Below are 13,862 nucleotides of genomic sequence, written 5' to 3' on the forward strand. Positions count from 1 at the left end.
TGCGGGAGGCGCCCTCTGGGCGCGCGCGTTTTTCCGGCTCCGACAATTTCAACAAGCGAGGAGGATCGCCATGGGCGTGACCAATCGGTTGGCCTGTTACTCCGACCCCGCCGACCACTATTCCCACCGAGTGCGCATCGTGCTTGCAGAGAAGGGTGTCAGCGCCGAAATCATTTATGTGGAGGCTGGTCGTCAGCCGCCTAAACTGATTGAGGTGAACCCTTACGGGAGTCTCCCGACGCTGGTCGATCGCGACCTGGCGTTGTGGGAGTCGACCGTGGTGATGGAATATCTGGATGAGCGTTACCCGCATCCGCCATTGATGCCGGTGTACCCGGTGGCGCGTGCCAACAGTCGTCTGTTGATACACCGTATCCAGCGCGACTGGTGTGGTCTGGTGGATCTGATTCTGGATTCACGCACCAAGGAAGCCGCGCGTGTCGTGGCGCGCAAGGAATTGCGCGAAAGCCTGACGGGCGTGTCGCCGTTGTTTGCCGACAAGCCGTTTTTCCTCAGTGAGGAACAAAGTCTGGTGGATTGCTGCCTATTGCCAATACTCTGGCGTTTGCCGATTCTGGGTATAGAACTGCCGCGGCCAGCCAAGCCGCTGCTTGATTATATGGAGCGTCAGTTTGCGCGTGAGGCTTTCCAGGCGAGTCTGTCTGGTGTCGAACGCGACATGCGCTAAGGCTTAAGGAGCCGCTATGAACTCCAGTCGACCTTATCTGGTCCGCGCGCTCTACGAGTGGATTGTGGATAACGATTGCACCCCGCACATGCTGGTCAATTCCGAATACCCGGCAGTGCAGGTGCCGCAGGGTTTTGCCAGTGACGGGCAGATTGTCCTGAACATTTCGCCGAGTGCCGTGCGTCATCTGCACATGGACAACGACGTCGTGACCTTCGAAGGTCGCTTCGGTGGCGTTCCGCACAGCCTGTATGTGCCGATTGCCGCGATCCTGGGTATTTATGCCCGGGAGAACGGTCAGGGCATGGTGTTCGATCTGGAGTCGCCGATGGATGACGAAGACGAGATCGAACAGGATGACGATATTCCGCCGCCGGACAGCGAGCCGCCACGCCCAAGCGGCCGGCCAAGCCTGAAAGTGGTGAAGTAATAAAAAAGGCGATCCAACCGGATCGCCTTTTTTGTGCCTGCGCTTTGCGTATCAGTCGATGTATTCGAACAGCTTCACAATTTTCTGCACGCCGGAAACACCCTGCACCAGATTGGTGGCCTGGGCCGCTTCCTGCTTGGTCAGCAGGCCGAGCAGATAGACGATACCGTTCTCGGTCACGACCTTGATGCGCGAGCCGGGAATGTTGGCGTCGGCAAGCATCTGGGTTTTGATCTTGGTCGTCAGCCAGGAGTCATTCTGGCGTGCGAGGAAGCTTGAAGGTGCAATCAATTGCAGCTCGTTGTGCACCGTCTTCACTCGTTGCACGTTGGCGGCAGCCTGTTCGGCCTTGGCTTTGAGGTCTGCGTTCTCGGTCTGGCCGGCCAGAAGCACGACGCCGTTGAAGCTGGTGACGACGATGTGCGATTTTTTGTCCATGTTCGGATCGGCCTTGGACACATTGACGCCGACTTTGGTTTCGATCAGTGAGTCGTCGATCTTGCTGCCGAAGGTGCGGGTGCCGCGATCGTCTTCGATCGGTGCTTCGCGGCTGGCATTCACCACGGAGGTGCAGCCAGTAATTCCGAGGCACAGGGTCAAGGCCAGAAGGCCAAGGCGATTAGGGGTCATTCTTCACTCCCGAACAGTTGGCTGTCGATCAGATCGCAAAGGCAATGGATCGCCAGCAAGTGGACTTCCTGAATACGTGCGGTGACGTTGGCCGGTACGCGAATCTCGACGTCCTCGGGCAACAGCAACGACGCCATGCCGCCGCCATCGCGGCCGGTCAATGCTACGACAATCATTTCGCGATCATGTGCGGCCTGGATCGCTTGAATAATGTTCGCCGAGTTACCGCTGGTCGAAATCGCCAGCAATACATCGCCTGGCTGGCCGAGCGCGCGGATCTGCTTGGAGAACACTTCGTTGTAGCTGTAGTCGTTGGCGATCGAGGTGATGGTCGAGCTGTCGGTGGTCAGGGCGATTGCTGGCAGGCTCGGGCGCTCGCGCTCGAAGCGGTTGAGCAGTTCCGAGGAGAAGTGCTGGGCGTCGCCGGCCGAACCGCCGTTGCCGCACGAGAGCATCTTCCCCTCGTTGAGCAAGGCGTTGACCATCACTTGGCTGGCTTGCTCGATGTGCGGTGCAAGTACGTCCATCGCCTGTTGCTTGGTGTCGATACTGGCCTGAAAAAGCTGGCGAATTCGGGATTGCATGTCCATCTGTGTGACCTTAATTAGCGCGGCTGTCCGGCACGTGAATGTGCAGCCCGCAAAGCAAAGAGCAAAAGTGTTGAGTGAAAATGTCCAGGTCGGCGCAGGCGCTCAACTGTCGAACGCATTCTGCAACCAGTTCAGCTGACCCTGGTGGCTGTCGATGGCCACCACGTCGAAGCGGCAGGGGGAATTGGCCCAACGCGACTCGCGCTGAAGAAAATACTGTGCGGCGAAAATCAGTTTCTGCCGTTTGCGCCCATCGATACTGTCGAGCGCTCCACCCCATTGAGTGTTCTTTCGGTAACGTACTTCGACGAATACTACTGTATCGCCATCAAGCATGACCAGATCAAGCTCGCCGCGTTTGCATAACCAGTTCTGCGCCAGAAGGCGCAGACCCTGGTGTTGCAGATGCTTGAGCGCCTGGCGCTCGGCATCCTTGCCGCTTTGCAGGTGTGACCTGTCGGGCATCAGCGCGGAGTGTCCGGCAGGCGCTGAACCTGACCGCTGACGAACTGGGCCCATGGCAGTTGACGCACGACACGTTGTGTCTGAGTCATGCCCAGGCTGCCCGACAGACCGTCGATGCGGCTGTCCGGCAGCGCCTTGAGTTGATCAAGGCGTGGCGCCAGGCGGTAGGCATCAACACCCATCGCATACAGGCGGCCGAGGCTGCCGGAGGCTTGTGGCCACTGTGCGGTGACCTGCTTGCGCAGCGGGTCGTTGGCATCCAGCAACCATGGGGTCTCGCAGAAGCGCACACCGTTCATGTCGTTGTACTGGTTCACGTCGCCGCTGGCGCTGAACACGTGGGAGGTCGCGTAGACCGGCACGTCGCCGGCGTACTGGAAGTTCAGGGTCGGCTTGATCTGCTGCGCCTGTTGCGGGGTCGCGGCGAGGAAGATGAACTCGATGTCCTGGCGACGCGAAGGCTGGGCGGCGACGTTCGTGCCGGCAGCATTCTGCAGGCTCTTGGCGCGGGCTTCGCTCTGGCGCAGCTGGAACATGTCGGCGATCTGTTGGGCCAGTTGCACAGGCTGATCGACGCGCTCGGTGGCGACGATGCTGCCGCCGTTGGCTTGCCAGTCCTGGCTGAACGCACGCAGGACGCGGTCGCCCCATTCGCCTTTCGGCACCATGATCGCGGCGCGGTGCAGACCGTCGGCACGGGCGCGGCGGGACACTTCGCGGGCTTCGTCTTCAGCAGCCAGGCCGAACTGGAACAGTTGCGCCGGGCCCTGGTCGCCTTCGCTGTAGTTCAGCGCGAGGGTGGTGATCGGCAGTTGCGGGCGGGTGCTCAGCTGTTTGACCAGTGGTTTTTCCAGTGGGCCGACAACCAGTTGCACGCCGTCGGCCTGGGCCTTGCGGTAGAACTCGTCCATGTTGGTCAGGTGCGAGCTGTCGTAGAACACGATGGCCGGTGGTTTCTGACCGGCTTGCTGAGCCTGGTAGTGCGCGGCCATGAAGCCGTCACGCAGGGCCTTGCCGACCGAGGCCAGTTGGCCGTCCTGTGGCAGCAGCAGGGCAATCTTGCTCAGAGGCTGGCTGGCCAGTTCCTTGAGCTTGGTCAGTGGCAGCGGCAGGTTGATCGCGGCCGGGTGTTTCGGGTGCTGCGAGCGCCAGGCATCAATGGCGGCCTGCTGTTGCTCCAGGGTGCCGGCAGTTTTCACCGCCAGGGCCAGGCTCATCCAGCCACCGAGGTCATCGGTGGTGTTCGGTTGCAGTTGATCGGTCGGCAGCGATGCAATCAGGGTCCAGATCGCTTCGTGGTTCTTGCTGGCGGCTTCGCCTTCCAGCATCGGTGCGATGAAGATGCGCTCGCGAGCGGCAGCCAGTGTCTGGCCGTCGGCTTCAAGGGCGCGAGCGTGAACGGTGCCGGCGCGAACCTGCAGCGGAATCGACATTTCGCTCAGGCGTTGCAGGCTTGGATGGTTCAAGGCTGCCAGCGCGGCTTTCGGCTGGTTGCGGGTCATGGCCAGTTCAGCGGCCAAGGTGCTGGCGAATGCCTGCTGGCCCGGCTGGAGTTGCTCCATTGGCACCTGTTGCAGGATCTGCGCGGACTGTCCGGCATTGCCTTGACGGTAAGCCATGTCCGCCGCACTCAGGCGCAGCAGTGCAGCCTTGTCCGGCGATTTGGCCTGGGCGGCCTGTTCGAGCAGTTGCTCGATGCTGGCATCCGGAGTCCGTGGAAGTTCGCCAAGGCTGGAGGAAGGGGAGCTGGCGCAAGCCGCCAGCAAGGCAGCGAGGCAGAGGGCAGTGAACAGCCGCAGGCAAGCGATCATGTAAGTGTTCCTGATACTCGATCAAATTAGCGTCGAATTGTACCCAAGCGCTGGCCGGGGCGCGATGTTACTGGCGTGAAACCGTCAATTTAGCTGATACAAATGTTGCGCGACCGCACAATGGTGCGACAAACCGTGTCTGCCGCGACCGCATCGCCGGTCGCTCGACGCGCTACAATGGCGGTTTTTACCGATCATGAGGTGTGCGCTTTGACTGCTCCAGGTGCTTTGAATTCCGCTATGGGCTCGCTTTATGTGGTGGCGACGCCCATCGGCAACCTGGATGACATCAGCGCCCGGGCGTTGAAAATCCTGCGCGAAGTGGCGCTGATTGCTGCCGAAGACACGCGCCATTCCCAGCGTCTGATGCAGCACTTCGGCATCACTACACCGCTGGCGGCCTGTCACGAACACAATGAGCGTGACGAAGGCAGTCGCTTCATCACCCGTCTGTTGGCTGGCGATAACGTGGCGCTGATTTCCGATGCCGGTACGCCGCTGATTTCCGATCCGGGTTATCACCTGGTGCGTCAGGCTCGTGCCGCCGGGATCAATGTGGTGCCGGTACCGGGTGCCTGCGCGTTGATTGCGGCACTGTCGGCTGCCGGTCTGCCGTCCGATCGTTTCATCTTTGAAGGCTTTCTGCCGGCCAAGGCGGTGGGGCGCAAGGCGCGTCTTGAGGCGATCAAGGAAGAGCCGCGCACGCTGATTTTCTACGAGGCGCCTCATCGTATTCTTGAGTGTCTGCAGGATATGGAAGCCGTGTTTGGCGCTGATCGCCCGGCGTTGCTCGCCCGTGAAATCACCAAGACCTTTGAAACGCTCAAGGGCCTGCCGCTGGCCGAGTTGCGCGCATTCGTCGAGGCGGACAGCAATCAACAGCGTGGCGAATGTGTTGTTGTGGTGGCTGGCTGGACTGCGCCGGAATCCGAAGATGCCGTCAGCAGCGAGGCGATGCGCATCCTCAATCTGTTGCTCGAAGAGATGCCGCTCAAGCGTGCCGCGGCTCTGGCGGCGCAAATCACCGGTGAGCGCAAAAACGTGCTGTATCAGGTCGCGCTGGATCAGCAAAAAGACGCGTAACCCGTCGCGCAGACCGGTTTGCGGGCTATTAGCGCTTGTTCTTCGGGCGCTCTGCCGTTAACCTGCGCGGCGGAGAGTCGATCGGACAGTCGCTGCCCTCTATGAAAATTAGGGGGGGGAGGAAAGTCCGGGCTCCATAGGGCGAAGTGCCAGGTAATGCCTGGGAGGCGTGAGCCTACGGAAAGTGCCACAGAAAATAACCGCCTAAGCGCTTCGGCGCCGGTAAGGGTGAAAAGGTGCGGTAAGAGCGCACCGCACGTCTGGCAACAGTTCGTGGCTAGGTAAACCCCACTTGGAGCAAGACCAAATAGGGTCCCAAGGCGTGGCCCGCGCTGGGACCGGGTAGGTTGCTAAAGATGTCCAGTGATGGCCATCGTAGACGAATGACTGTTCAAGACAGAACCCGGCTTACAGATCGACTCTCCACCTTTTTCTTTTCCCTGCTTGAATTAAAGGCGACAGGGCTGTTTATTATCAGCAGGCCTGCTCTGGAAATCCGGCAGCGGCAACCGCAGTAATAGCCATTTCCCACCTTGCTTCAATCAACAGCAGAAGCGCTTTTGTAATACCGAAAAAATCTTACTCTTAACAAATTACTTTAACTTTCGAGCGCAGCTTTCAGTGCTGCTTCAAGTTATTGGATAAAAGCATCCGCCAGATTCTCGTTGCGCCTCCTTTTATGCTCCTAAATCTCCGTTCTGTAAGGGTTTTCCTTTAATCCGCGCCTTGACGGTGTGGTGGGCGCATTCCTATAGTGTGCGCAAGTGGCGGAAAGTGGCATGAAGTGGGTTTTTTGAGCTCAAAACGATAAAAATTGGAGAAACGCAGACGTGTTTCGCGGAGCTAACGCTATCAGTCTCGACGCAAAGGGCCGTCTCGCCATGCCGAGCCGGTACCGTGACGAGCTCGTTTCGCGTAGTTCCGGCCAGTTGATCGTGACCATTGATGCCGTTGATCCATGTTTGTGTGTCTACCCGCTCGATGAGTGGGAAATTATTGAAACCAAGTTGCGCGCGCTTCCTTCGCTCCGCGAAGAGAACCGTCGTCTGCAGCGCTTATTGATTGGTAATGCCGTTGACCTCGAGCTCGACGGCAGTGGTCGTTTTCTGGTTCCGCCGCGTCTGCGCGAATACGCAAAGCTGGACAAGCGCGCGATGCTGGTCGGCCAACTGAACAAGTTCCAATTGTGGGACGAAGATGCCTGGAACGCGGTTTCTGCCGCTGACCTGGCTGCCATACAACAACCGGGCGCCATGCCTGACGAACTGCGTGATTTGATCCTGTGACTATTGATAGCGGCTTTAACCACATCACCGTACTGCTTGACGAAGCCGTCGAGGCTCTCGCCGTACGTCCTGATGGCTGCTATCTGGACGGCACGTTCGGGCGCGGCGGGCACAGCCGGTTGATCCTCAGCAAGCTCGGTCCCGACGGCCGGCTCATCGGATTCGACAAGGATCCTCAAGCGATTGCCACCGGGCAAACGCTAGCGGCCGAAGACGGCCGCTTTGTCGTTGTGCAGCGCAGCTTTGCCGAGCTCGGTTCGGTGGTTGCCGAACAGGGTCTGACCGGCAAGGTCAGCGGCATTCTGCTCGACCTCGGCGTGTCTTCGCCGCAGCTCGATGATGCCGAACGCGGCTTCAGTTTCCTCAATGATGGCCCGCTGGACATGCGCATGGATCCGTCCCGTGGCATCAGCGCGGCCGAGTTCGTCAATACCGCGCCTGTGGAAGAAATCGCCCGGGTGTTCAAGGAATATGGCGAAGAGCGTTTCTCCGGTCGCATGGCTCGCGCCGTGGCCGAACGTCGTGACATCACGCCGTTCGAGCGCACCGCCGATCTGGCCGAAGTGCTGAAAGTCGCCAACCCGGCGTGGGAAAAGGGCAAGAACCCGGCAACCCGTGCATTCCAGGGCCTGCGCATTCACGTCAACAACGAGCTGGGCGATCTGGAAGCGGGCCTCGAAGCCGCTTTGGAATCCCTGGAAATCGGCGGCCGTCTGGTCGTCATCAGCTTCCACTCGCTGGAAGACCGCATCGTCAAACTGTTCATGCGCAAGCTGGTGAAAGGCGAAGCCGACAACCTGCCGCGCAACCTGCCGGTTCGCCACGTCGCGTTCGAACCGAAAATCAAAGTCCATGGCAAAGCGCAGACGGCCTCCGACGCCGAACTCAAAGCCAACCCACGTTCCCGTAGCGCCGTCATGCGCGTCGCGGAGAAGCTGCGGTGAGCAAGCTTTTCGCCAAGCCACTGCCTGGCGGCAGCTTTTTCATGCTGCTGCTGTTCATCGGCGTGCTCGTGTCGGCCATCGGCGTGTCTTACAGCGCCCACTGGAACCGGCAGTTGCTCAACACCCTGTACAACGAACTGAGCGTGCGCGACAAGGCGCAGGCCGAGTGGGGGCGCCTGATCCTGGAGCAAAGCACCTGGACCGCCCACAGCCGGATCGAAGTGCTGGCCACCGAACAACTGAAGATGCACATCCCAGGCGCAGCTGACGTGAAGATGGTGGCGCCATGATGAAACTCGAAGGGGCACTCTTCCCGTGGCGTTTCCGTCTGTTGGTAGGTCTGCTCGGCGTGATGGTGGCCGCGATCTGCTGGCGGATCATTGACCTGCAAGTGGTCGACCGTGACTTCCTCAAGGGGCAGGGCGATGCGCGCAGCGTTCGTCACATTCCGATTCCGGCACACCGTGGCCTGATCACCGACCGCAACGGCGAGCCTCTGGCCGTGAGTACCCCGGTGACCACGCTGTGGGCCAACGCCAAGGAAATGCAGACGGCCAAAGAGAAGTGGCCGGCACTGGCGGCGGCGCTGGGGCAGGATCCGAAAGCCCTGGCCGAACGCCTCGAAGCCCAGGCCAACAAAGAATTCATTTATCTGGTGCGCGGGTTGACCCCCGAGCAGGGCCAGGCCGTGCTCGACCTGAAAGTGCCGGGCGTCTACGGCATCGAAGAATTCCGCCGGTTCTATCCGGCCGGTGAAGTCACCGCGCACATGGTCGGGTTCACCGACATCGATGATCACGGTCGTGAAGGCGTCGAGCTGGCCTACGACGAGTGGCTGGCCGGCGTACCCGGCAAGCGGCAAGTCATCAAGGATCGGCGCGGACGGCTGATCAAGGATGTCCAGGTCACCAAAAACGCCAAGGCCGGCAAGCCCTTGGCGTTGTCCATTGACCTGCGCCTGCAATACCTGGCCAACCGCGAGCTGCGTAACGCGATCATCGAGAACGGCGCCAAGGCTGGCAGCCTGGTGATCATGGACGTGAAGACCGGCGAAATCCTCGCCATGGTCAACCAGCCGACCTACAACCCGAACAACCGTCGCAACCTGCAACCGGCGATGATGCGTAACCGCGCGATGATCGACGTGTTCGAACCGGGTTCGACCATGAAAGCGATCTCGATGAGCGCCGCGATCGAAACCGGCCGCTGGAAACCGAGCGACACCGTCGAGGTGTATCCGGGCTCCCTGCAGATCGGCAAATACACGATCAAGGACGTATCGAAAACCGAAGGTCCGGTACTCGACCTGACCGGCATTCTGATCAATTCCAGTAACGTCGGCATGAGTAAGGTCGCGTTCGATATCGGCGGCGAAACCATTTTCCGTCTCGCGCAGAAAGTCGGCCTCGGCCAGGACACCGGCCTCGGCTTCCCGGGCGAACGTGTCGGTAACCTGCCGAATTACCGCGAGTGGCGTAAAGCCGAAACCGCAACGCTGTCCTACGGCTACGGTATTTCGGTGACCGCGATTCAGCTGGTGCACGCGTTCTCGGCGCTGGCCAACAACGGTCGCCTCGCGCCGCTGACCCTGATCAAAACCGACAAGGCACCGCAGACCACTCAGGTACTGCCGGAAGCCGTCGCGAAAACCATGCAAGGCATGCTGCAACAGGTGATCGAGGCCCCGCGCGGTGTGTTCCGTGCGCAGGTGCCGGCGTATCACGTGGCGGGCAAGTCGGGTACTGCGCGCAAGACGTCGGTGGGCACCAAGGGTTACGCCGAAAACTCGTACCGCTCGCTGTTCGCCGGTTTCGGCCCGATGAGCGATCCGCGTTACGCCATCGTCGTGGTGATCGATGAACCGAGCAAGGCCGGTTACTTCGGTGGTCTGGTTTCGGCGCCGGTATTCAGCCGTGTGATGTCCGGCACCCTGCGTCTGATGAACGTGACCCCGGACAACCTGCCGACAACACAACAGGCCAACGCCACCCCGGCCGTTCCGCTGAAAGCCAATGGAGGGCGCGGCTGATGTCTCTTAGTCTGAACAAGATTTTCCCCCACGCCGGCCACGATCTGTTGATCCGTGAACTGGCACTCGACAGCCGCAACGTGCGCGCGGGCGACCTGTTCCTCGCGGTGCCGGGCGGCAAGTTCGACGGTCGTGCGCATATTGCTGACGCGCTCACTCGTGGCGCTGCCGCCGTGGCTTACGAAGTGGAAGGCGCCACCGTGCTGCCGATCACAGACGTGCCGCTGATTCCGGTCAAAGGCCTGGCCGCGCAGCTGTCGGATATTGCCGGTCGTTTTTACGGTGAGCCAAGTCATCACTTGAACCTGGTGGGCGTGACCGGCACCAACGGCAAGACCAGCGTGACTCAACTGGTGGCGCAGGCGCTGGACCTGCTCGGCCAGCATTGCGGCATCGTCGGCACCCTCGGCTCCGGTTTCTACGGCTCGCTGCAAAGCGGCCTGCACACCACGCCGAACCCGATCGCCATGCAAGCGACCCTGGGCGACCTGAAAAAGGCCGGCGCCAAAGCCGTGGCCATGGAAGTCTCGTCCCATGGTCTGGATCAGGGCCGGGTCACTGCACTGGCGTTTGACGTGGCGGTGATGACCAACCTGTCCCGCGATCACCTCGATTACCACGGCACCATGGAGGCCTACGCCGAAGCGAAGGCCAAGCTGTTTGCCTGGAATGACCTGAAGTGCCGCGTGGTCAATCTGGACGACGATTTCGGCCGGCAACTGGCCGCTGAAAAGCGTGATTCGCGTTTGATTACATATAGCTTGCTCGACAGCAGTGCCTATCTGTATGTCCGCGAAGCGCAGTTCGACGACCATGGTGTGCGCGCCACGCTGGTCACGCCGCAGGGCGAGCATCATCTGCGCAGCACATTGCTGGGCCGTTTCAACCTGAGCAACGTACTGGCTGCGGTCGGCGCCTTGCTCGGTCTGGACTACGCCCTCGACGAAATCCTCAAGGTGCTGCCGAAACTCGAAGGCCCGGCCGGACGCATGCAGCGTCTCGGCGGTGGTACTCAGCCGCTGGTGGTGGTCGATTACGCCCACACGCCGGATGCGCTGGAAAAAGTTCTGACCGCACTGCGTCCACACGTCAAAGGCCAGTTGCTGTGCCTGTTCGGTTGCGGCGGTGATCGCGATCGCGGCAAACGTCCGTTGATGGCCGAAGTGGTCGAGCGTCTGGCCGACCGCGTGCTGGTCACCGATGACAATCCGCGCACCGAAGATCCGGCGGTGATCTTCGATGACATCCGCGCCGGTTTCACGGCTGTGGATAACGTGACATTCGTGGCCGGCCGTGGCCAGGCCATCGCGCAATTGATCGCCAGCGCTTCGGCGGATGACGTGGTTGTCCTGGCCGGCAAAGGTCACGAGGACTATCAGGAAATCAACGGCGAGCGCCACGCATTCTCTGATCTGGTCGAGGCGGATCACGCCCTGACCGCGTGGGAGGTGGCCCATGCTTAAGGCCCTGAAACTCAGCGAACTGACCAATGCACTCGACGCACGGCTGATCAGCGCGGACGCCAGTTTTGACGGCGTGAGCATCGACAGCCGCGCCATCAAGGCTGGCCAACTGTTTATTGCACTGACCGGCCCGCGTTTCGACGGTCATGACTATTTGAACGACGTCGCTGCAAAAGGCGCGGTCGCGGCGCTGGTCGAGCGTGAAGTCGCCGACAGCACGCTGCCACAATTGCTGGTCAAGGACACCCGTCAGGCCCTCGGCCAGTTGGGCGCGCTGAACCGTGCCGCATTTACCAAGCCGGTTGCGGCTGTCACCGGCTCCAGCGGCAAGACCACGGTCAAGGAAATGCTCGCGAGCATCCTGCGCACGCGCGGCTCGGTGCACGCGACCCGTGGCAACCTGAACAACGACCTCGGCGTGCCGCTGACCCTGCTCGAACTTGCCCCGGAACACAGCGCGGCAGTGATCGAACTGGGCGCCTCGCGTCTGGGTGAAATCGCCTACACCGTCGGGCTGACCAAGCCGCACGTAGCGATCCTCAACAACGCCGGCACCGCTCACGTCGGTGAGTTCGGCGGGCCGGAGAAAATCGTCGAAGCCAAAGGCGAAATCATCGAAGGGCTGGCGGCCGATGGCGTCGCCGTGCTGAATCTCGATGACAAGGCGTTCGGTATCTGGAAGACCCGCGCTGCCGGTCGCAAGGTGCTGACCTTTGCCCTGAGCAACACCCAGGCAGATTTCCACGCCAGCGATCTGGCCACCGACGCCCGTGGCTGCCCGGCGTTCAACCTGCACAGTCCTGAAGGTGTGGAACGGGTTCAACTGAACCTGCTCGGCACCCATAACGTCGCCAATGCCCTGGCCGCTGCCGCTGCCGCTCACGCCTTGGGCGTGTCGCTGTTCGGCATCGCCACCGGGCTTGGCGCGGTACAACCGGTCAAGGGTCGCACCGTCGCGCAACTGGCGAAAAACGGCATGCGCGTGATCGATGACACTTACAACGCGAACCCCACCTCCATGTGTGCGGCCGTTGATATACTCGCCGGCTTTTCCGGCCGCACCGTTCTGGTGCTCGGGGATATCGGCGAGTTGGGCGACTGGGCGGAGCAGGGGCACCGCGACGTGGGCGAATACGCCCGGGGCAAGGTTTCCGCGCTTTACGCCGTCGGGCCGAACATGGTCCACGCCGTGAACGCATTCGGCAACGAGGCGCATCACTTCGGCACACAGGCCGAACTGATCCAGGCCCTCGGCGCCGAGCAGGACAAAAACACCACCATTTTGATCAAGGGTTCGCGCAGCGCAGCGATGGAAAACATCGTTGCGGCCCTGTGCGGGTCCAGTCTGGAGAAACATTAATGCTGCTGCTGCTAGCGGAGTATCTGCAACAGTTCTACAAAGGCTTCGCGGTCTTCCAGTACCTGACCCTGCGCGGGATCCTCGGTGTGCTGACCGCGCTGGTCCTGTCGCTGTGCTATGGCCCGTGGATGATCCGCACCCTGCAGAACCGTCAGATCGGTCAGTCCGTTCGTAACGACGGCCCGCAATCGCACCTGTCCAAATCCGGTACGCCGACCATGGGTGGCGCGCTGATTCTGTCTTCGATCGGCGTCAGCACGTTGCTGTGGGCTGACCTGAGCAATCGTTATGTCTGGACCGTTCTGCTGGTGACCCTGCTGTTCGGCGCCATCGGCTGGGTTGACGACTACCGCAAGGTGATCGAGAAGAACTCCCGTGGCCTGCCGAGTCGCTGGAAGTATTTCTGGCAGTCGGTGTTCGGCCTCGGCGCGGCGATCTTCCTTTATATGACTGCCGCCACTCCGGTGGAAACCACCCTGATCCTGCCGATGCTCAAGGACTACAGCATTCCGCTGGGCGCCGGTTTCATCGTGCTGACGTACTTCGTGATCGTCGGTTCGAGCAACGCGGTCAACCTGACCGACGGCCTCGACGGTCTGGCGATCATGCCGACAGTGATGGTCGGCGGTGGCCTGGGCATCTTCTGCTACCTGTCGGGTAACGTGAAATTCGCTGAATACCTGCTGATCCCGTACGTACCGGGCGCAGGCGAACTGATCGTGTTCTGCGGCGCGCTGATCGGTGCCGGCCTGGGCTTCCTGTGGTTCAACACCTATCCGGCGCAAGTCTTCATGGGTGACGTCGGCGCACTGGCGCTGGGCGCAGCCCTGGGCACCATCGCGGTGATCGTCCGTCAGGAAATCGTCCTGTTCATCATGGGCGGCGTGTTTGTGATGGAAACCCTGTCAGTCGTGATTCAGGTTGCCTCCTTTAAGCTGACCGGTCGCCGTGTGTTCCGCATGGCTCCGATACACCACCACTTTGAACTCAAGGGCTGGCCCGAGCCGCGTGTGATCGTCCGTTTCTGGATCATCACCGTGATTCTCGTGCTGATCGGCCTTGCCACCCTGAAGCTGAGGTAGA

General features: G+C 60.9%; 14 protein-coding genes and 1 other RNA gene. 11 read left to right on the top strand and 4 right to left on the bottom strand.

Annotation, left to right across the window (positions count from 1 at the left end; genetic code table 11):
* Positions 1–70 precede the first annotated feature (70 nt).
* Positions 71–688: a glutathione S-transferase N-terminal domain-containing protein gene (locus tag AC1RME_RS28580; RefSeq protein ID WP_096822840.1), complete on the top strand. Its 618-nt coding sequence runs from the start codon at positions 71–73 to the stop codon at positions 686–688.
* 16 nt (positions 689–704) lie between these two features.
* Positions 705–1,118, top strand: coding sequence for a ClpXP protease specificity-enhancing factor (locus AC1RME_RS28585; protein WP_065261496.1), 414 nt, complete (start codon positions 705–707; stop codon positions 1,116–1,118).
* Between the two features lie 51 nt (positions 1,119–1,169).
* Here AC1RME_RS28585 and AC1RME_RS28590 read toward each other — a convergent pair whose 3' ends face one another.
* From AC1RME_RS28590 to AC1RME_RS28605, 4 genes are all read right to left on the bottom strand, one after another.
* The gene (locus AC1RME_RS28590; RefSeq protein WP_096822839.1) at positions 1,170–1,748 is read right to left on the bottom strand and encodes a BON domain-containing protein; all 579 of its coding nucleotides are present in this window, start codon (positions 1,746–1,748) and stop codon (positions 1,170–1,172) included.
* Positions 1,745–2,338 (bottom strand): phosphoheptose isomerase, encoded by a 594-nt coding sequence (locus AC1RME_RS28595; protein ID WP_007928463.1) that lies wholly within the window; start codon positions 2,336–2,338, stop codon positions 1,745–1,747. The genes AC1RME_RS28590 and AC1RME_RS28595 overlap by 4 nt, the downstream gene beginning before the upstream one ends.
* A gap of 102 nt (positions 2,339–2,440) precedes the next feature.
* Positions 2,441–2,803 (bottom strand): YraN family protein, encoded by a 363-nt coding sequence (locus AC1RME_RS28600; RefSeq protein WP_096822838.1) that lies wholly within the window; start codon positions 2,801–2,803, stop codon positions 2,441–2,443.
* On the bottom strand, positions 2,803–4,614 hold the full coding sequence (locus AC1RME_RS28605) for a penicillin-binding protein activator (protein WP_096822837.1): 1,812 nt from the start codon (positions 4,612–4,614) through the stop codon (positions 2,803–2,805). Before AC1RME_RS28605 ends, AC1RME_RS28600 begins: the two co-directional genes overlap by 1 nt.
* 240 nt (positions 4,615–4,854) lie before the next feature.
* Here AC1RME_RS28605 and rsmI point away from each other — a divergent pair, with 240 nt between their 5' ends.
* The 9 genes from rsmI (at position 4,855) to mraY (ending at position 13,861) form a co-directional block, all read left to right on the top strand.
* Positions 4,855–5,697: a 16S rRNA (cytidine(1402)-2'-O)-methyltransferase gene (rsmI, locus tag AC1RME_RS28610; protein ID WP_173861362.1), complete on the top strand. Its 843-nt coding sequence runs from the start codon at positions 4,855–4,857 to the stop codon at positions 5,695–5,697.
* 73 nt (positions 5,698–5,770) lie between these two features.
* Positions 5,771–6,124, top strand: an RNA gene (gene rnpB, locus AC1RME_RS28615) — RNase P RNA component class A.
* A 403-nt stretch (positions 6,125–6,527) separates the two neighbouring features.
* On the top strand, positions 6,528–6,983 hold the full coding sequence (gene mraZ, locus AC1RME_RS28620; protein WP_003205355.1) for a division/cell wall cluster transcriptional repressor MraZ: 456 nt from the start codon (positions 6,528–6,530) through the stop codon (positions 6,981–6,983).
* A complete protein-coding gene (rsmH, locus tag AC1RME_RS28625) occupies positions 6,980–7,927 on the top strand; it encodes a 16S rRNA (cytosine(1402)-N(4))-methyltransferase RsmH (RefSeq protein ID WP_493092042.1) in 948 nt (315 codons plus the stop codon). Before mraZ ends, rsmH begins: the two co-directional genes overlap by 4 nt.
* The gene (ftsL, locus tag AC1RME_RS28630) at positions 7,924–8,217 is read left to right on the top strand and encodes a cell division protein FtsL (protein ID WP_007956777.1); all 294 of its coding nucleotides are present in this window, start codon (positions 7,924–7,926) and stop codon (positions 8,215–8,217) included. The genes rsmH and ftsL overlap by 4 nt, the downstream gene beginning before the upstream one ends.
* The gene (locus tag AC1RME_RS28635; protein ID WP_173861365.1) at positions 8,217–9,956 is read left to right on the top strand and encodes a peptidoglycan D,D-transpeptidase FtsI family protein; all 1,740 of its coding nucleotides are present in this window, start codon (positions 8,217–8,219) and stop codon (positions 9,954–9,956) included. The genes ftsL and AC1RME_RS28635 overlap by 1 nt, the downstream gene beginning before the upstream one ends.
* Entirely contained in the window at positions 9,956–11,419 is a 1,464-nt protein-coding gene (locus tag AC1RME_RS28640) for a UDP-N-acetylmuramoyl-L-alanyl-D-glutamate--2,6-diaminopimelate ligase (protein ID WP_096822834.1), read from the top strand. Before AC1RME_RS28635 ends, AC1RME_RS28640 begins: the two co-directional genes overlap by 1 nt.
* Positions 11,412–12,779, top strand: coding sequence for a UDP-N-acetylmuramoyl-tripeptide--D-alanyl-D-alanine ligase (locus tag AC1RME_RS28645; RefSeq protein WP_102621246.1), 1,368 nt, complete (start codon positions 11,412–11,414; stop codon positions 12,777–12,779). The genes AC1RME_RS28640 and AC1RME_RS28645 overlap by 8 nt, the downstream gene beginning before the upstream one ends.
* Positions 12,779–13,861, top strand: a complete 1,083-nt coding sequence (gene mraY / locus AC1RME_RS28650; protein ID WP_096822832.1) for a phospho-N-acetylmuramoyl-pentapeptide-transferase — start codon at positions 12,779–12,781, stop codon at positions 13,859–13,861. Before AC1RME_RS28645 ends, mraY begins: the two co-directional genes overlap by 1 nt.
* Position 13,862: the final 1 nt, after the last annotated feature.

The organism is Pseudomonas sp. GW822-FHT03F08 (assembly GCF_058801265.1).

Coding starts and splice junctions, on each gene's coding strand:
- AC1RME_RS28580 (WP_096822840.1), top strand. CDS start 71: ATGGGCGTGACCAATCGGTTGGCCTGTTACTCCGACCCCGCCGACCAC.
- AC1RME_RS28595 (WP_007928463.1), bottom strand. CDS start 2,338: ATGGACATGCAATCCCGAATTCGCCAGCTTTTTCAGGCCAGTATCGAC.
- AC1RME_RS28585 (WP_065261496.1), top strand. CDS start 705: ATGAACTCCAGTCGACCTTATCTGGTCCGCGCGCTCTACGAGTGGATT.
- mraY (WP_096822832.1), top strand. CDS start 12,779: ATGCTGCTGCTGCTAGCGGAGTATCTGCAACAGTTCTACAAAGGCTTC.
- AC1RME_RS28605 (WP_096822837.1), bottom strand. CDS start 4,614: ATGATCGCTTGCCTGCGGCTGTTCACTGCCCTCTGCCTCGCTGCCTTG.
- AC1RME_RS28645 (WP_102621246.1), top strand. CDS start 11,412: ATGCTTAAGGCCCTGAAACTCAGCGAACTGACCAATGCACTCGACGCA.
- rsmI (WP_173861362.1), top strand. CDS start 4,855: ATGGGCTCGCTTTATGTGGTGGCGACGCCCATCGGCAACCTGGATGAC.
- AC1RME_RS28590 (WP_096822839.1), bottom strand. CDS start 1,748: ATGACCCCTAATCGCCTTGGCCTTCTGGCCTTGACCCTGTGCCTCGGA.
- AC1RME_RS28600 (WP_096822838.1), bottom strand. CDS start 2,803: ATGCCCGACAGGTCACACCTGCAAAGCGGCAAGGATGCCGAGCGCCAG.
- AC1RME_RS28635 (WP_173861365.1), top strand. CDS start 8,217: ATGAAACTCGAAGGGGCACTCTTCCCGTGGCGTTTCCGTCTGTTGGTA.
- AC1RME_RS28640 (WP_096822834.1), top strand. CDS start 9,956: ATGTCTCTTAGTCTGAACAAGATTTTCCCCCACGCCGGCCACGATCTG.